Genomic DNA, 17669 nt, shown 5'->3' with positions numbered 1-17669 from the left:
CTTGCCCCTGACGCACGGGTCAGGGGTTAGCGTCCGGGAGTTCCGCGGCGGTCCCACCGCCGCGCCCCTCTCCCTTTCCCGCCTTCCCGCGCGAGGAGCGCCGCCATGCCCCTGCCCACCACCGCCCGCGTCGTCCGACTGACCGCCCGGCCCGACGGCCTGCCCGGCCCCGAGCACGTCACCGTCACCGAGGAACCGCTGCCGGCCCCCGGGCCCGGCGAGGCACTGGTCCGCAACCGGGCCTTCCTGGTCTTCCCCGGCCTGCGCATCCTGATCAGCGGCCAGGGCTCCGACCTGCCGCTCCCCCACATCGCCCCCGGCGACGCCCTGTTCGGCCCGGCCCTCGGCGAGGTGCTGGCCGCCCCGGCGGACGGGCCGCTGCGCCCGGGCGACCTGGTCACCCACATGCACGGCTGGCGGGACCAACTGGTGGCGGACGCCGATCGGTTCACGCCCGTCCCGGCCGGCTTCCCGGACCCGACGGCGCTGGTCTCCGCCGCCTCCGCCGGCTACGGCGGACTGACCCGCAGCGCCCCGGTCCGCCCCGGCGACGTGGTCCTGGTGACCGCCGCGGCGGGCGCGGTCGGCACCCTGGCCGGGCAGATCGCCCGGCTGCTCGGCGCCGCCCGGGTGATCGGCACCACCCGCTCGCCCGCCAAGGCGGAGCGGCTCACCGCCGAACTCGGCTACGACGCCGTCCTGGTGCCCGGCGGGCGCCCGTTCGCCGAGCAACTGGCCGAGGCCGCACCGGAGGGCCTGGACGTGGTGCTGGACCTGGTCGGCGGCGAACAGCTGACCGCCGCGGTGGACGCCGCCCGGCGCGGTGCCCGGTTCGCGCTGGTCGGGGCGGTGTCCGGGCAGCTCGACCCGGCGCGCCGGGGCGGCGACTCCCCCGCGGTGATCGACAGCCTCCGGGTCACCACCCACGGCCTGAGCCTGCGGGGCTTCACCCTGCTCGACCACCCCGACCTGGAGGCCGAGTGGCGCGGACGCCTCGGCAGCTGGCTGTCCGGCGGAAAGCTCGTCTTCCCCCGCACGCCGGTCACGGGCATCGAACGGGCCCCACAGGCGTTGACCCGGGTGTTCACCGGCGACACCTTCGGAGCGACCGTCGTGGAGCTCTGACACCGAGGAGGCGGGATGCGGATCGGCGACGCGGCGGCCGCGGCGGGCACCACCCCCAGGGCCCTGCGCTTCTACGAGCAGCGCGGGCTGCTGCCCCCGCCCACCCGCTCCGGCTCCGGGCAGCGCGAGTACGGGCCCGCGGAGGTCGCCCGGGTCCGGGTGATCCGTCAACTGCTGGCCACCGGACTGACGGTGGACGACCTGGCCAGTCGCCCCCACCGGCTGATTCTGCTCACCGAGGACCCGCCGCAGCGCTGCACGGCCGACCCGGGGCCGGAGACCTTCGCCCCGGTGGTCACCGCCCGGCTGGCCGCCCTGGACGCGGAGATCGCCCGGCTCACCGCCCGGCGGGAACGGCTCGCCCGGCACGCCGCGACGGGGGGCGCCGACGTGCCGGGCGAGGACTGAGGGGGTCAGCCGGCCTCGGCGGCGAGCCGGGGCTCCGACGCGGGGGCGGCGGGCTGCGGCCAGCTGATCCGGGTGGCGCAGAGCGAGACCACCGCGGCGGAGGCGGCGACGGCGGCCATGCCCCAGACCAGGCTGGTGCCGCCGGCGATGAAGCCGATCACGGCGGGACCGGCCAACAGGCCGGTGGTCCCCATGGCCGCCACCAGGGAGAGCGCGTCCGAGCCCCGGCGGGCGGCGGCGACGTAGACGCAGGGGGTGACGGCGGCGACGCCGAGGCCCACGCAGGCGAAGCCGAGCAGGGTGGGCACCACGCCGCCGGTCAGCAGGGCGAGGGCCAGGCCGAGGCCGGCCAGCAGACTGCCGGTACGGACGATCCGGCCGTCGCCGAAGCGGGTGCGCCAGCCGTCGGCGAAGATCCGGGCGCAGACCATCATCACCGAGACGACGGCGATGCCCAGCGGGGCGAGTCCGGCCCCGGCGTCCACCACGTCCTTGAGGTAGAGCGCCGACCAGTCGTTCATCGCCCCCTCGGTGACGGTGCCGAAGACCATCGCCAGGCCCATCCAGAGGGTGGCGGCGGCCGGCAGGGCGAAGCCCCGGCGGGTCTTCGTCCCGGCCTGCTCCGCGGCGGCGGCGGCCCCGACCGCATTCTCGGCCCCGTCCGGGCGCTCGGCGAGCAGGCCGGGCCGGGCGGCCAGCGCCAGCACCGCCAGCAGTGCGGTGGCCAGCCCGAAGTGCACGGCGAGGCTGCCGGTGAAGGCGTTGACGCCGGAGGCCAGCAGGGCGGCCAGCAGCGAGCCGGCGCTGAACGTGGCGTGCAGCCTGGACATCGTGGTGCGCTCGAAGCGGGCCTCCAGGGCGGCGCCCTGGGCGTTCATCGCCACGTTCAGACAGCCGACGGCGACGCCGTCGCAGAACAGCACCAGCAGGGTGACCGGGTAGTTCGGCACCACCGACAGGGCGAGCAGGACCACGCCCAGGGCGAGCGCCGACAGCACCGAGAGCAGCCGGGAGCCGAACCGCCGCATCAGCACCGCCACCAGCGGGAACGACACCGCCGCGCCGATCCCGCAGGTCATCAGCAGCAGGCCGATCTGGGCCTCGCCCAGGTCGAGCCGGGCCTTGAGCGCGGGCACCCGGGACACCCAGGTCGCGTACTGGAAGCCGAGCGCGAAGAACAGTGCGCCGATGGCCAGTTGGGAGCGGCGGAACTCGTCGCGCGCGGGGGAGGTCATGTGCATCAGCCCACTTCGGCTCTGGGTGCGGATCCGGGAGTCGGGTCCGCGGGGTTCGGGGCGCGGTCCAGCGGCTTGGCCATGTAGACGGCCGCGGCGCCGTAGCTCGCGGGCAGCCCGATCTCCGGCCGGGCGCGGTAGCCCAGCCCGGTCCACAGCACCTCGGAGCCGCGCACGGCGACCAGCGAGAGGGTGCGGTGGCCGGCCGCCCGGCCGGTCTCCTCCAGGTGCCGCAGCAGCCGCGGCGCCAGGCCGCGGCCGCGTGCCCGCTCGGCGATCACCAGGTCGTGGGCGTGCAGGTTGCTCTCGGTGGGCCGCACCGCGGAGACGGTGGAGGCCAGGCTGAGGTCCGGGCACCGGAACAGCGGGTACGGCAGGGCGAGCAGGTAGCCGGCGAAGCCGTCCGCGTCCTCCAGCACGAAGCAGGTCGACGGCGAGGCCCGGTGCCGGGAGCGCAGCGCCGCACCGCCCTCGGAGAGGCCGCTGGCGGCGTAGGCGCGCTCCTCGGCGGCGATCACCTCCGGCCAGTCCTCCTCGCGGAGCAGCCGGATCCGGGTCTCCGCCGTCGGGGTGTCGGTCGTCGCCGTGTCGGTCATCGGCGGACCTCCTCGGGGTGGTCGCCGCCGACGCAGGTGTACGGCAGCGGCGGGAAGCCGTTGAAGCCGCGGGTCGCGTAGGCGGTGGCGTAGGCGCCGCAGGAGTGGATCCAGACCGGGTCGCCGGAGGCGATCGCGTGGGGGACGCGCACCGCGCCGTCCTCCTGGGCGTACGCGTCGTCGCTGTCGCAGGTCGGGCCGGCCACCACGGCGTTGACGAACTGCCCGCCGGGGTGGGTGGGGAACTCCAGCCGGTACTGCAACTGGTCCATCTCGTACAGGCCGTTGAACTTCCCGCAGCTCAGGTAGAGCCAGTCCTCGCGGGTGCCGTCGAGCCGGTGGCGGGAGGAGAGCCGGGCGACGTGGGCGCGGATCGCGCCGTGGTCGGCGACCAGGTGGCGGCCGGGCTCCAGGACGAAGTCCAGCGGGGCGGCGTTGACGGCTCGCAGCCGTTCCATGCCCTCGCGGATGACCGTGAACATCTTGTCCAACGGCGGTTCGAGCGGCCGGCCGCCCCGGTCGAGGACGCCGAGGGCGGGCAGTCCGCCGCCGAGGTTGATCCGGTCCGGGGTGATGCCGCGCCAGTTGAGCGCCTCCAGGACGGCGGCCAGCGAGTCGACCGCCGCGGTCCAGGCCTCGGCGGTCATCTGCTGGGAGCCGACGTGCACGGACAGTCCGGAGGGCACCAGCCCGGCGGTGCGGGCGGCGCCGAGCACCCGCAGGGCGTCCTCGGGCGAGCAGCCGAACTTGTGGCTGAGCCCCCACAGGGCGCCCTCGCCGGTGGTCGCGATCCGGCAGAACACCCGTGACCCGGGGGCGTGTTCGGCGATCGCGGCGACGTCCTCCAGGCTGTCGGTGGCGAACTCGCGCACGCCCAGCCGGTAGGCCTCGGCGATGTTGCGGTCGGACTTGATGGTGTTGCCGTAGTGGACCAGGTCGGGGGCCACCCCGGTGCGCAGCGCCTGGGCGATCTCCTGCGGGCTGGCGGCGTCGAAGCCGGAGCCGAGCCGGGCGAGGTGGCCGAGCACCTCGTCGACGGGGCAGGCCTTCATCGCGAACCGGACGGCGACGCCGGGCAGTTCGGCGCGCAGGGCGGCGTACTGGCGGCCGATGCCGTCGAGGTCGTAGATGACGGTGTCCTCGGTGGCGGCGGCGAGCGCGGCCCGGAGGGCGGTGTGGTCGTGCTGGTCGGGGCGGGGCGCGCGGTCGGCGTGCACGGTGGCGGAGGCGGTCGGGGCGCGGTGGTTGGTCCTCCCCCGATCGGTCCGCTCGCGCGGTTCGGCGGCCCGCTCGCGCGGTTCGGTGGAGCGCTGCGCCCCGGCGGGGTGGCGCTGCTCGGGGATGTGGCGCGGTTCGGGGATGTGGCGCGGTTCGGTCGAGCGCCGGGGCTCGGTGGAACGGTGCGGTTCGGTGGATTGCGATATCACGTGTGAACTCCCGGTGCGGCTAGCGCGGCAGCCGGTCGGCGGGCGTGGTCCTACTGGCCCGCACGAGCGGGCCCCACGCGTCGATCAGCAGGGCGAAGTCCTCGATGTCGGCCTGCGCCCGGTCGAGCAGCTGCGCCCGTCGGGACGCCAGGTGGTCGGCGAACTCGGCGTATCTGCCGCCGAGTTGCCGGTAGCAGCGGTCGAGCTCGGCGAGCCGCCGGTGGTTCTCGGCGCGGTCGGTCGCGGCGCTGCGGCGGGCGGCGTCGGCGATCATCCCTGGGCGGACGTGGTGGTGCTCGTCCAGCAGGGTGTCGCCGGCCCGTTCCATCTCGGAGTAGACGGGGTGGAGGTAGAGCATGGAGAGCAGGAACTTGGCGTAGCGCTCCTGGTAGGCGGTGAAGCCGGAGCCGGTGCGCCGCTCCGGGGTGTAGTAGTTGACGATGTGCCGGTTGTGGGTCACCCCGGGCAGGGTGGCGTCGTGCACCAGGTGGTGCAGGAAGTAGTCGCTGCCGATGGTGTCGGTGGCGGGCGGCAGCGGGACGCGTTCGTAGACCTCGCGGTCGAGGGCGATGTTGCACATGTCGATCCGCCAGATGTCGGGCGGGCCGAGTACGGCGCGGTCGGCGGTGAACGGGTCGGTGCCGGCGCCGGTGAAGGAGTCGGCGACGAGGTCCCGCCGCTCCTGCTCGGTGGCTCCGGTGGGCGCCCAGAGCGCGACCAGGTCGTGGTAGACGTCCGGGTCGAGGGCGCGGATCTCGCCGAGGTCGACGGAGGGTTCGCCGATGAAGGAGGCGCCGACCAGGGCGACGGGCTTGTCGGCGTCGGCCGGGTCGAGGGTGTGCTCGGTGACGGCGGCGGCCGCGTCGGCGGCCTTGAGGCCGATGGTGGCGAGTTCGTGGTCGATCGGGAAGACGGGGGCGCCGTCGTGCCACTGGTAGCGGCTGTCGGAGTCGCGGCGGTGCACGGAGGCGCAGCCGAGGGCGGCGGCCAGCAGGAAGGCCCGGTTGGTGCAGGCGCCGTAGGAGACGGCGTCGGGCAGCATCAGGTCGAGCAGCCGGTCCGGGTCGGGGTGGACGGCGCGCTCGATCACCTCGCGCAGGAAGGCGCGTTGGGCGTCCTCGTCGAGGTGGTGGGCGACCACGCCTTCGACGGCCGGCAGTGCGGCGACGGCGGCGGCGTGCCGGGCGCGGTCCGCCGGTTCGGCGGAGTCGAGCACCAGGAGGTGCACCCGGACGCCGAAGGTCCGGGCGGCGTGGGCGGCTTCGGCACCGACGGCGGTGATGGTGTCGGCGCAGGCGCGGTTGGTGGGCAGGGTCAGGCAGACGGCGTGCATTCCCGCTCCCCCGTGGGCTGTTCGGCACCCGAGTCCTCGAAGCTCCGGCCGGTCCAGGACCGCAGGCCGAGCAGCTTCTCCCCCAGTTCGGTGAGTTCGGCCGGGCCGTAGCGCAGCGCCTCGGGCCGGTCGGCGTCCCCGACCAGGGTGCGGTTCCAGTCCGGGGTGGCGAGGGTGCGCCAGGACTCGACCCGGGAGCGGCGCAGCGGCTCGGCCTCCTCCAGGGCGGGCATCATGGACAGGTACTGCACGGAGCGCACGCCGTTCGCGGAGGTGTTCGGGGCGACGCCGTGGGCGAGCAGGCCGTTCCAGATCAGCAGGTCGCCGGCCTTCAACTCGGGCCGGACGACGGGGAACTCGGCGCGGTCGATGTCGGGGCGGATCGGGTCGCGGTCGGCGGGCTGGGCGGCCTGCCACTCGTTGTGGCGGCGGAACAGTTCCGGGTCGCACTGGAAGCCGCCGTGGTCGGGGGCGGTGTCGTTGAGCGCGATGATGCCCTGGACGCGCTGCGGCAGCATGGCGCGGGTGGTGTCGACGTCCCAGTGCAGTTCGATGTCGAAGCCCTGGTCGGTGGGTTCGATCAGGGCGCGGTCGCGGTTGCGGACGTTCGGCGGGTTGAGGTTGAGCCGGTCGAGGGTGACCCAGAGCTCCTCGCAGTCCCAGACGTCCACGAAGGCGTCGTAGACGCGCTGCGACTGGCGGCTGTCCCAGATGAGTTGGTGGTGGTAGGCCTCGACGAAGCCGTAGATGTGCAGGTGCCGGTCGAGTTCGTCGCGGTGGTCGCGCTCGCGGTACCAGTCCTCGGGGCGGTCGGGCGACAGGCCCTGGAACTCCCAGGCGAAGTCGAGCAGTCGCTGCGCGGCCGCGGCCGGGATCGCCTGCCGGACCACGACGTAGCCGTAGGTCTGCCAGTGCGCGAAGTCCTCCTCGGAGAGCACCCGTAGCGGGTGCTTCTTGCGCAGTTCGCGCAGGGCGGTGGCGGCGAGGTAGCTCTCGGTGTCGGCACTGAAGTAGGGGCGCGCGGAGGCGGCCCGGTACAGATATTCCTCGGGGTGTTCGTCAGGGCTCGGCATGGGCGGTCACTCCGTGGTTCGTGGTCGATGCAGCGCGTTCTCGGGCGCCCGGTGCGGGCGCGGCGAGCCGGTGGCCGGTCGTCGGCCGGAAGGGGAATTCGGGGCGCGGACCGGCTCCCGGTCCGCATGCGCTCCTTCTCGCCTCGGCCCCCGAGCGGCGCACAACGCCACGTCAGGGGGCCAACTCACCCGTCCGGCAAGGGCACTCACCCCACATCAGCCTGCGCCGGACCGCGCTTCCCCATACGTTGGACTAGACCAACTAATGGTGTCAACCCTTTCCCGCAGGTTACCGATTGGGAATCAGCGCAGTTCACGGCGGTTCTGGAGGTCCGCTTTATGTTTCGGAGACTGACATAAGGCGGGGTATGTTTCGAGAATTGACATAATCGCGCGGAGTTGAACCCCACGCGCCCCGCATCCGTTGCGCACGTACGTTGGGTCTGTGGCACGCACCCGGCCGGCACCTCCCCGACGGACCCGCCCCCGACCGGCGCGGCCCCGGCTGGCCCCGCCCGGCTGGCTGACCGCGAGCCTGCGGCCCCGGGACGCGCCGGTCCCCTGGGCCGCGGCGGCCCGCGCCGCCGTGGCGCTCGCCGCCCCGCTCGCCGTCGGCACCGCCACCGGCCGGACCGGCTACGGCGCGCTGGTGTCGATGGGCGCGCTGTCCGGGGTGATCGGGGACACCGCCGACGCCTACCGGATGCGGGTGTTCAACATCGCCGTGCCGCAGCTGTTCGGCGCGCTCGGGGTGCTGGTCGGCACCCAGGTGTTCGGCACCGGCTGGACGGCCGTGGTGGTGCTGACGGTGGTCGCGCTGGTGTCCGGCATGATCTCCTCGGTCGGCGCGGTCGCCTCCGTCTCCGGCCTGCTCCTGCTGCTGAACGCCGTGGTCGGGGCCGGCCTGCCGATGCCGTCCCCGTGGTGGCTGCCGCCCGCCCTGCTGCTGCTCGGCGGCCTGCTGGTGCTCGCGCTGACCCTGCTCGCCTGGCCCTTCCGCAGCGGTACGCCCGAGCGGGCGACGGTGGCCGACACCTACCGGGCGGTCGCCGGACTGCTGGAGGCGGCCGGCACGCCCGAGTACGAGGACCGGCGCCGGGAGCTCACCCAGTCGCTCAACCACTCCTACGACCTGCTGCTGGCCCGCCGCGCCCGCCGGCACGGCCGCTCGGCCACCCTGGTGCGGCTGCTCGCCCAGCTCAACGCGCTGATCCCGGTGGTCGAGGGGGCGGCCGCGGCCCAGCTGCGCCCGCCCGCGGAGGGCCCGCTGCCGCCCGCCTACCCGGCGGCGGTGCGCGCGCTGGCCGCCGCCGTCGAACACGGCCGGACCGGCCCCGGCCCGCCGCCCGCCCCGTCCGGACTCCGCCGAGTCCCCGAACCGCCCGACCTGCCCGAACCGCCCGACCTGCCCGAGCCGCGCGGCCCGTCCACCCGCGCGCTGGCCCAGGCCATCCGGCACGCCGCCACCGTCGTGCACGAGGCCGAGCCCGACCCGTACGCCGCCGACGACCGGCTCGGCCGCCCCGCCGGCCTGCGGGTACGGGCCCGCCGGACGGCCCGGGCGCTGCTGCTGTCCGGCGCGTCCTGGCGGTACGGGCTGCGGCTGGCGCTGTGCATCGGGCTGGCCCAGGTGCTGGTGTCGGTGATCGCCGTGCCGCGTTCGTACTGGGTCTCGCTGACGGTGACCTTCGTGCTGAAACCGGACTTCGGCTCGGTGTTCTCCCGCGCGGTGCTGCGCGCGCTCGGGACGGCCGCCGGGCTGCTGGTCGCCGTGCCGGTGCTCGCCGAGGTGCCGCACGGCTGGTGGGAGGTCCCGGTGATGGCGGCGCTCGCCACGCTGATCCCGGTGCTGTCCGCGAAGGGGTACGCGTTCCAGACCGCCGCGATCACCCCGGTCATCCTGATGCTCTCCGACCTGCTCAACCACCAGGGCTTCCACCTGGTGCTGCCCCGGCTCTACGACTCGCTGATCGGCTGCGGCATCGCCCTGCTGGCCGGGTACCTGCTCTGGCCGGAGTCCTGGCACACCCGGATCGGCGACCGGCTGGCCGACGCCGTCCAGGACGCCGCCTCGTACGTCTCGCTGGCCTTCACCACCGCGCCGGGGCGCGACGAGCCCGCCCGGGCCCGCTACCGGCGCCGGCTCTACCGGGACCTCTCGGCGGTGCGCAGCGAGTTCCAGCGGGCGCTCACCGAGCCCCCGCCGGTCGGCGCCCGGGCGGAGGCCTGGTGGCCGCTGGTGATCGCGGTGGAGCGGATCGTGGACACCACCACCGCCACCCGGGTGCGGGTCGAGCACGGCGCCCCGGTGCCGACCCCGGCCGAGGTGGGCGCCGTCGCCCGGGAGCTGACCGACCTGGCGCAGGCGCTGCGCAGCGGCACTCCGCTGCCCCCGGGCGACCCGGGCGCGCTCGCGCCGGACTGCGCGCTGGCCCGGCTGCACCACGAGGTGCGCGCGGCCCGGGCGGTCGCGGCCTCCTGACCGACTCGCCGCGGCGCGGCAGGCCGGGGCCCGGGCCGGTCAGTCCTGGATCCGCCGCCAGGGCCGGTCCGCCTCCAGCTCGTAGGCCAGCTCCAGCAGCAGCCGCTCCTGTCCGTGCGCGGCCGACAGGTGCACCCCGATCGGCAGGCCGCCGGGTGCCGCCCCGGCGGGCAGCGCGATGCCGGGGCCGCCGGTCACGTTGTTGACCGGGGTGAAGGCGACGTAGCGCAGCAGCCGGTCGATCAGCTCGTCGAAGGCCACGTTGGGGCTGAGGTGTCCGATCGGCGGGGCGGTGTGGGCGAGCACCGGGGAGAGGACCGCGTCGTGCTCGCGGAAGATCCCCGCGTACACGGCCTCGGCCCGGCGCAGTCGGCGCAGCACGCCCGGGATGCGCCGGTACTCCGCCCGGAAGCCGTTGCGCAGCCCGGTGGTGAGCCCGTCCAGCTTCCCGGCCCGGAAGCCCGGGTCGAGCAGCACCCGGCCGGTGAGCGCGATCACCCAGGCGATGTAGCCCCAGTACGCCAGGAAGTCGCGGGAGAACTCCTCGCCGAAGGGCAGGGTGGCGGGCACCACCCGGTGCCCCATCGCCTCCAGCCGGGCGGCGGTCTCCTCGACCACCCGGCGGGTCGCCTCGTCGGTCTTGGCGGTGGGCGAGTCGACCACCAGCCCGATCCGCAGCCGGCGCCCGCTCGGGCCCTCGACCAGGCCGAGCGGGGGCAGCCCGGGGTTGCGGTGGTGGCGTTCGGCGGCCGCGAAGAAGGCGGCGGTGTCGCGCACCGTCCGGGTCACCACCCCGTCGGTGACCAGGTCGATCGGCAGTTTGCCGCCCTGGGCGTTGGTGACCAGCCGGCCGCGGGTGGGCTTGAGGCCGACCAGGCCGCAGCAGGCCGCCGGGATGCGGATCGAGCCGCCGCCGTCGTTGGCGTGGGCGATCGGCACCACCCCGGCGGCGACCAGCGCGGCCGCGCCGCCGGAGGAGGCGCCGGGCGAGTGGGAGGTCTTCCAGGGGTTGCGCACCGGCTGGGCGGTGGCGAACTCGGTGGAGGCGTTCAGGCCGAACTCGGGCAGCCTGGTCTTGCCGAGCACGGCCAGGCCGGTGGAGAGCAGCTGGTCGGCGAAGGGCGCGTTGCGGCGGGCCGGGCGGGCCCGGAAGGCCTCGCTGCCCATGCCGGTCGGCAGGCCGCGCAGGTCGACGTTGTCCTTGAGATAGGTCGGCACGCCCCAGAGCGGGCCGTCGATGCCCGCCCGGCTGATCCGGGGCCGGTCGTGGGCGGCGTGGGCGACGGGCAGCAGCGCGGCGTCGATCCGTCCGGCGCGGGCGACGGCGGCGGCGACCAGCTCCCGGGGGTGGGCCTCACCGGCCCGGACCAGGGCGGCCAGGGCCACCGCGTCGTGTGCGCCGAGGGCGTCGTCGGTGAACGCGTGGGCCCGCTCGTCGGCCATCCCAACTCCCAACCGGTAGTACCGAACTGACTGGCGGTACCAGCCGGTAGTACCAGCCGGTAATAGTGCGGAGCTCGCAGTGTAGGCGCGCGGCACCGCGCGCGGAAACCCCCTGCACCCGCCCCCGGAACCGCCCTCCGGGCCCCCGGCGACCCCGCCCCGGGCGCCGGGCCGGGCCCCGCCCGGGCGTCAAGGCCGCCCCGGCGCACGGGCGTTCGGCCTGCGCCCCCGCGTTCACCCCACCCGCCGTTCCCGGACCGTTTCACCGGCGGCCGCCGGGAAAGATCACCGACGCCCGACCGACCCGCCCTCCCCGAGGTGACGCCCGTGCACACGCAGTACCGCCCCACCGGCCGCTACACCTCGGCCACCGCCCCCGGCGCGCTCCCCCTGCTCGGCCACGCCCCCGCCCTGCTCCGCAACCCGCCCGACTTCGTGGCCGGCCTGGCCGCCCACGGCGACCTCGTCCGGATCCGGCTCGGCCCGCTCGACGCGTACGTCGTCTGCCACCCCGACCTGGTCCGCCGCCTGCTCACCGAGGACCGCACCTACGACAAGGGCGGCATCGTCGTCGAGAAGGCCCGCGAGGCCTTCGGCAACGGCCTCGCCACCTGCCCCGCCGCCGACCACCGTCGCCAGCGCCGGATGCTCCAGCCCGCGTTCCACCGCGACCGGCTGCCCGGCTACGCCGCCCTGATGGCCGAGGAGATCTCCGGCGCCACCGCCGGCTGGCGCGACGGCGACGTGGTCGACGTGCCCGCCGCGATGTACCGCCTCTCCACCGCCGTCACCGCCCGCTGCCTGTTCGCCGCCCACGAACGGGCCGGCTCGCTGCCCGTCCACGCCGCCATGGACCAGGTCGCCCGCGGGGTCGCCCGGCGGATGGTGCTGCCGCTGCCCGGCGTCGACCGGATCCCCACCCCCGGCAACCGCCGCTTCGCCCGCGCCCGGCGGGACCTCCGGGAGATCACCGACCGCCTGATCGGCGACTACCGCGCCGCCGGCACCGACCACCACGACCTGCTCTCGATGCTGCTCGGCGCCCGCGACGAGGACGGGCGGGGGCTGTCCGACGACGAGGTCCACGACCAGGTGGTCACCTTCCTGCTGGCCGGCATGGAGACCACCGCCGCCACCCTCTCCTGGGCCTGGACCCTGCTCGCCGCCAACCCCGCCGTCCGCGAGCGCCTGCACACCGAGCTCGACACCGTCCTCGACGGCCGCCCCGCCCGCCACCAGGACCTGCCCGCCCTGCCGCTCACCGCCCGGATCGTCAGCGAGACCCTGCGGCTCCACCCGCCGGCCTGGATCCTCAGCCGCACCACCGCCACCGCCACCGAGCTCGGCGGCCACCCCCTCCCGGCCGGCGCCACCGTCCTGTACAGCCCCTATCTGCTGCACCGCCGGGCCGACCTCTTCCCCTGCCCCGACCGCTTCGACCCCGACCGCTGGCTCACCACCGCCCGCCCCGCCCCCGGCACCTACACCCCCTTCGGCCTCGGCGCCCGCCGCTGCATCGGCGACGCCTTCGGCACCACCGAGGCCGCCCTCGCCCTGGCCGGCATCGCCGCCCACTGGACCGTCACCCCCACCCCCGGCAGGCCCGTCCGCCCGCAGCGCAGCGCCTCGCTCTCCCCCCGCCCGTTCACCGCCACGCTCGCCCGCCGGATCCGCTGAGGGACCCTGCGGGCATCCGGCAGCGCGGTTCGGTACTGTCCCGAAGGTGGCCGGCCGCATCCGGGCCGGCCGGGACCAACCGCTCGACCGGGACACCATCAGAACATGAACGCTCGACCCCCGTTGGGGCTCCTCAGCACGCTGCTGCGCGCCGTCCGCACGTACCCGCGGCGCTCGCCGCTGACCCTCGTCTACGTCGGGCTGCTGCTCCTCGGGCACGCCTGGGTCGAGTACGGCCTGACCGAGGAGCAGGCCGACGACCTGCGGACCTACATCAGCACCAACCTGGACAACCTGCACGACCACCCGGTCCGCGCCCTGGTCGGCAGCGCCCTGCTGTACGACGGCACGCTCACCGACATCACCTCCACCGGCTTCGGCGGCACCCTGATCACCCTCGGCCTCGGCATCGTCGTCGGCCTGGCCTGGGCCGAACGCCGCTTCGGCACGCCCCGCGCCGCCGCCGTCTTCCTCGCCGGGCACGTCGGAGCCACCCTGGTCACCGCCCTGGTGATCCTGCTCGCCCTGCACCAGGGCTGGTACCCGGAGAGCGTCCGGGAGGCCTCCGACTACGGCATCAGCTACGGCGCCCAGGGCGCCCTCGCCTTCGCCACCCTCGCCCTGCCCCGCTGGGCCCGGCTGCCCTGGGCCGCCTTCGTGCTCGCCTGGCCGCTCACCGGCGACGAGGAGTGGCCGGGCCCGCTGCCCGAGTTCACCACCGTCGGCCACCTCCTCGCCGCCGCCCTCGGCTTCGCCCTGGCCGCCGCCACCGCCCGCGGCCGGCGCCGCGCCGCCGTCCCGGCCGCCGCCCGCAGCGGCGGCTGACCGCCCGGGCAGCGGGCGGGGCCGGCGGGCGGCGGGGTCCGGAGGCGGTCAGCGCGGCGGTCAGCGCGGCGGGCGGCGCTCCTCGGCGAGCGTGGTCAGCAGCCGCTCGATCGCCGCCAGCCGCTCCCGCAGCTCGTCGACGTCGCCCTTGGTGGCACTCCGCTCGGCCTCCCGGAGGGTGACCAGCAGCTGCCCGTCCGGCTCCAGCCGGGCCCGCGCCACGTCGCTCACGGCGTCGCCGTTCTGCACCCGGATCGCGTGCTCCAGCTCGGACGGGCGCAGCGCCAGTTCGCGCAGCGCGCCGGGCACCAGCCGGCCGTCGCGGACCACCGTGGTGGGCGCCCCCTCCAGGATCCGCGCGGCCCGCGGGTCGCGGGCCAGCCAGCGGGTGACCCCGGCGTTCACCGCGATCAGGGTGACGGCGCCGATCGCACCGCCCAGCAGGCTGTTGTCGTTGCCGATGATCGCGTTCTGCACCACGTTGGAGAGCAGGAACACCACCACCATGTCGAAGGTGTTCAGCCCCGCCAGCCCGCGCTTCCCGGCCAGCCGGAACAGCACCAGGATCAGCACGTAGACGGCGATCGTCCGGAGGATCTTCTCCACGATCGGAATCTGGACGACCACCAGGTCATGCCACACGGCCCCGCTCCTCCCACCAGGACGCTCCGGAACGACCGTCCGGAACGGGGCCGACGCTACTCCCCGGCGACGGTCAGGAGCGCCGCTTCGGCTTGCCCCGCCGGGCCGCGGCCGGGCCGCCGCCCCGGCCCTTCTGGGCACCGGTCCGCTGGCCGCCCGCCTTCTGCGCGCCCGCCTTCTGGCCGCCGGCCTTCTGCTGCTGCGGCTTCCGCGGCGCCGCCGCCTTCTTCGGCTGGCTCTTCGGCTGGGCCTCGGCCGGCTGCCCGGCCCCGCGGCCGCGCGAGCTGTTGACGGTGCGCCCCCGGACGATCCCGATGAACTCCTCCACCAGGTCCGTGGTCCGCTCCTGCGGCCAGCCCAGCGCGACCTGCGACTGCGGCGCCTCCGGCACCGGCCGGTAGGTGAGGTCCCGCCGGTGGTGCAGCCGGGCCAGCGACTGGGGCACCAGCAGCACGCCGACGTTGGCCGCCACCAGCTCGACCGCGTCCGCCGTGGTGTCCGGGCGGGCGATCGCCGGGCGCCCGGGCAGGGTCTCGGCCGTGAAGCCGAGGGTGTCGTCCAACGGGTGGAAGACCACCTCGTCGGCGAGCTCGTCGAGGGCGACCTCCTCGGCGGCGGCCAGCCAGTGGTCCTTGGGGAAGACCACCACGGTGGTCTCGGTGTACAACGGGATCGCGCTCAGCACGTCCTTGTCGACCGGCAGCCGGACCAGTCCGGCGTCCACCGCGCCCTCGCGCAAGGTCCGCTCGCCGTCGGTGGAGGGCACCGCGACGAGGTCGAGCGGCACGTCCGGAAGCCGTTCGACCCAGACCCGGGCCCATTTGCCGGGGGTCACACCCGGGACGTACGCGAGCCGGAAGGGCGGGTTCACCTGCATGTCTGTCACAGGGCAAGGCTACCGACCGTGACCGGAAGCGCCCGCGCACTCCCTTACCCTTGTTCCATGACATCGCTCAAGCAGAAGACCAGCCAGACCATGAAGCCGGCCACGGCGGCCAAGAAGCTGGGGATCTACCTCGCAGCCGCGCCGACCGACTTCCAGGAGGGCGTGGTCTCCCGCGAGGAGCTCAACGCGCTGCAGGCCGAGCCGCCGCAGTGGCTCCTGGAGCTGCGCAAGAACGGCCCGCACCCGCGCCCCGTGATCGCCGCCAAGCTCGGCATCTCCATCTCGGGCCTGGCCCGCGGCGGCGTGACCGAGGCGCTGACCACCGCCGAGGTCGACGCCATCAAGGCCGAGAACCCGCTGTGGCTCCAGCACGAGCGCGCCAACCAGGTGGACCTCCGCAAGGAGACCGCCCGGATCAAGGCGAAGCACGAGAAGGAGGCCGCCGAGAAGGCCGCCAAGGAGAACCAGGGCAGCTGAGCCCCTCGGGGGCCGGCCTTCGACCCCCTCGCTCCACCGGTGCCGGCGTTCGTCCAGGGAGGACGGACGCCGGCACCGTCATGCCCGGCGGCCCGCAGGCGTCGGCGGACCACTGAAATCCGCCGGGTCGACGGCGCGTTCACCACGAACGGACGGAACTCCTTTCCCGCCGCCGCGTATTGACCGCGCCGTCGCCGACTCCGAATAATCAGGCCGATCGGGGCACCCCAGGTAAACCCGTGTCGACTGACCACACCGGACCCGGGAGCGACCCTTGACCGCCCAGCCCGCCGACCCAGCCCAGCAGGCCGACTCAGCCCAGCGGGCCGACTCAGCCGAGCAGGGCGAACTGGCCGCCCTCGCCGAGGAGTTCTTCACCGCCGAGAACGACCACGACCCCTTCGAGGCCACCCTCGCCGGCACCGGGGGCTACGCCCACGAGGTGCCCGACCCGTCCCGCGCGGCCGCGCTGCGCCACCGCGAGGTGCTCCAGGGCCTCGGCGCGCGGCTGGCGGCGATCCCGCTGGACGGGCTGACCGGCGAGGACCGCACCACCCACCGGGTGCTCGCCCGGCTGATCGACAACAACTGCGGCCGGATCACCCACGGGCTGGCCGATTTCAGCGTCTCCGCGACCATCGTCGCGCCGCACAACACGGTGTTCAGCTCGCTCGCCATGACCGCCGTCGACCAGGAGGGCGCCGACTCCTACCTGGAGCGGCTGGCCGGCCTGCCCGGCTACTTCGACGCCGTCCTCCAGGTCGGCCTGGACGCCGCCGCCGAGGGGCGGCACCCGCTGCGCAGCGGCGTGGACGCCGCGATCACCCAGCTGGACGGCTACCTGGCCGCCGACCCGACCGCCGACCAGCTGCTGCGCCCGCTCCAGGGCCGCCCGGAGTTCGAGCGGGCCCGGACAATCCTGCGCGACGGCGTCCGGCCGGCCGTGGCCCGCTACCGGGCCGGGCTGGCCCACCGGCTGGCGGCATCCGCCCGCCCGGACACCGAGGCCGGGGTCTGCCACGTGCCCGGTGGCACCGAGGGCTACGCCGACGCCGTCGCCCGCTTCACCCGGCCCGGGCTGGGCCCGGAGGAGGTGCACCGGATCGGCCTGGAGACGGTCGCGGAGCTGCGCGAGGAGTTCGCCGAGCTGGGCGCCGAGGTGCTCGGCATCAACGGCACCGACGCCGTGCTGACCGCGCTGCGCGAGGACCGCTCGCTGCGCTTCGGCAGCGCGGCGGAGATCGTCGCCCTGGTGGACGGCGCCCTGGACCGCGCCCGGCGCGCCTCGGCCGACTGGTTCCGCCCGTACCCGATCGCCGACTGCGTGACCCGGGAGATCGACCCGCTGGAGGCGGAGACCGCGCCGCTGGCCTACTACCAGCCGCCGGGCCCGGGCGGGCTGCCCGGCACCCACTGGATCAACACGCTGAACCCGGAGAGCCGGTTCAGCTACGAGTACGAGGCGATCGCCTTCCACGAGAGCGTGCCCGGCCACCACCTCCAGCTCGCGATCGCACGGACCCTGCACCAGCTGCCGCGGTTCCGGCAGCAGCCGAGCGGCCAGCTGACCGCGCACGTCGAGGGCTGGGGCCTGTACACCGAGCGCCTGGCCGACGAGATGGGCCTGTACAGCTCGGAACTGTCCCGCTTCGGCATGCTCTCGATGGACGCCCTGCGCGCGGTACGCCTGGTGGTGGACACCGGGCTGCACCACTACGGCTGGTCCCGGGAGCGGGCGATGGCCTACATGCGGGACAACACCGCCACCCCCGAGGCCAACGTCCGCAACGAGATCGACCGTTACATCGCCTGGCCGGGCCAGGCCACCGCGTACCTGATCGGGCGTCGGGAGATCGTCCGGCACCGCGAGCGGGCGCAGGCCGCGCTCGGCGGGCTCTTCGACGTGCGGGAGTTCCACCACGAGGTGATCGGGCACGGCAGCCTGCCGCTGGGCGTGCTGGAGGACCTGATCAGCGACTGGATCACGGCGCTGCGGTCGGTCTGACGGTCCGGCCGGTGCCCGGGTGGCGTCCCGCCGGT

General features: G+C 75.1%; 15 protein-coding genes. 7 read left to right on the top strand and 8 right to left on the bottom strand.

What is annotated here, in order from left to right:
• Positions 1-105: 105 nt before the first annotated feature.
• Both ACZ58X_RS10745 and ACZ58X_RS10740 read left to right on the top strand, forming a co-directional pair.
• A complete protein-coding gene (locus ACZ58X_RS10745; RefSeq protein ID WP_470333302.1) occupies positions 106-1125 on the top strand; it encodes an MDR family NADP-dependent oxidoreductase in 1020 nt (339 codons plus the stop codon).
• Positions 1126-1140: 15 nt separating this feature from the next.
• Positions 1141-1533, top strand: coding sequence for a MerR family transcriptional regulator (locus ACZ58X_RS10740; RefSeq protein ID WP_470333301.1), 393 nt, complete (start codon positions 1141-1143; stop codon positions 1531-1533).
• Between the two features lie 5 nt (positions 1534-1538).
• Here the strand turns inward: ACZ58X_RS10740 and ACZ58X_RS10735 are convergent, their stop codons facing one another.
• The 5 genes from ACZ58X_RS10735 to ACZ58X_RS10715 all read right to left on the bottom strand — a co-directional run bounded on the left by ACZ58X_RS10735 (position 1539) and on the right by ACZ58X_RS10715 (position 7197).
• Positions 1539-2774: an MFS transporter gene (locus ACZ58X_RS10735; protein WP_470333300.1), complete on the bottom strand. Its 1236-nt coding sequence runs from the start codon at positions 2772-2774 to the stop codon at positions 1539-1541.
• Positions 2774-3364 (bottom strand): GNAT family N-acetyltransferase, encoded by a 591-nt coding sequence (locus ACZ58X_RS10730; protein ID WP_470333299.1) that lies wholly within the window; start codon positions 3362-3364, stop codon positions 2774-2776. Before ACZ58X_RS10730 ends, ACZ58X_RS10735 begins: the two co-directional genes overlap by 1 nt.
• The gene (locus tag ACZ58X_RS10725) at positions 3361-4581 is read right to left on the bottom strand and encodes a type III PLP-dependent enzyme (RefSeq protein WP_470333396.1); all 1221 of its coding nucleotides are present in this window, start codon (positions 4579-4581) and stop codon (positions 3361-3363) included. The genes ACZ58X_RS10730 and ACZ58X_RS10725 overlap by 4 nt, the downstream gene beginning before the upstream one ends.
• A gap of 229 nt (positions 4582-4810) precedes the next feature.
• A complete protein-coding gene (locus ACZ58X_RS10720; protein ID WP_470333298.1) occupies positions 4811-6124 on the bottom strand; it encodes a DUF6271 family protein in 1314 nt (437 codons plus the stop codon).
• Positions 6106-7197: a phytanoyl-CoA dioxygenase family protein gene (locus ACZ58X_RS10715; RefSeq protein WP_470333297.1), complete on the bottom strand. Its 1092-nt coding sequence runs from the start codon at positions 7195-7197 to the stop codon at positions 6106-6108. The genes ACZ58X_RS10720 and ACZ58X_RS10715 overlap by 19 nt, the downstream gene beginning before the upstream one ends.
• Before the next feature lie 445 nt (positions 7198-7642).
• On the opposite strand from ACZ58X_RS10715, the gene ACZ58X_RS10710 reads away from it, so the two are divergent.
• On the top strand, positions 7643-9679 hold the full coding sequence (locus ACZ58X_RS10710; protein WP_470333296.1) for an FUSC family protein: 2037 nt from the start codon (positions 7643-7645) through the stop codon (positions 9677-9679).
• A gap of 39 nt (positions 9680-9718) precedes the next feature.
• On the opposite strand, the gene ACZ58X_RS10705 is transcribed toward ACZ58X_RS10710, so the two are convergent.
• A complete protein-coding gene (locus ACZ58X_RS10705; protein WP_470333295.1) occupies positions 9719-11122 on the bottom strand; it encodes an amidase in 1404 nt (467 codons plus the stop codon).
• Positions 11123-11449: 327 nt separating this feature from the next.
• On the opposite strand from ACZ58X_RS10705, the gene ACZ58X_RS10700 reads away from it, so the two are divergent.
• Positions 11450-12799, top strand: a complete 1350-nt coding sequence (locus ACZ58X_RS10700; protein ID WP_470333294.1) for a cytochrome P450 — start codon at positions 11450-11452, stop codon at positions 12797-12799.
• Between the two features lie 105 nt (positions 12800-12904).
• Positions 12905-13624: a rhomboid-like protein gene (locus ACZ58X_RS10695; protein WP_470333293.1), complete on the top strand. Its 720-nt coding sequence runs from the start codon at positions 12905-12907 to the stop codon at positions 13622-13624.
• A gap of 60 nt (positions 13625-13684) precedes the next feature.
• Here ACZ58X_RS10695 and ACZ58X_RS10690 read toward each other — a convergent pair whose 3' ends face one another.
• Both ACZ58X_RS10690 and ACZ58X_RS10685 read right to left on the bottom strand, forming a co-directional pair.
• On the bottom strand, positions 13685-14266 hold the full coding sequence (locus tag ACZ58X_RS10690) for a DUF421 domain-containing protein (RefSeq protein ID WP_470333292.1): 582 nt from the start codon (positions 14264-14266) through the stop codon (positions 13685-13687).
• Between the two features lie 73 nt (positions 14267-14339).
• Entirely contained in the window at positions 14340-15152 is an 813-nt protein-coding gene (locus ACZ58X_RS10685; RefSeq protein ID WP_470333291.1) for a LysR substrate-binding domain-containing protein, read from the bottom strand.
• Between the two features lie 57 nt (positions 15153-15209).
• Between ACZ58X_RS10685 and ACZ58X_RS10680 the strand changes: the two genes are divergently transcribed.
• Positions 15210-15629, top strand: coding sequence for a DUF5997 family protein (locus ACZ58X_RS10680; protein ID WP_470333290.1), 420 nt, complete (start codon positions 15210-15212; stop codon positions 15627-15629).
• A 274-nt stretch (positions 15630-15903) separates the two neighbouring features.
• Positions 15904-17634, top strand: coding sequence for a DUF885 domain-containing protein (locus ACZ58X_RS10675; RefSeq protein ID WP_470333289.1), 1731 nt, complete (start codon positions 15904-15906; stop codon positions 17632-17634).
• Positions 17635-17669: the final 35 nt, after the last annotated feature.

The organism is Kitasatospora sp. NPDC040550, from assembly GCF_055594965.1.
This window is presented reverse-complemented; position numbering and strand designations above follow the sequence as displayed.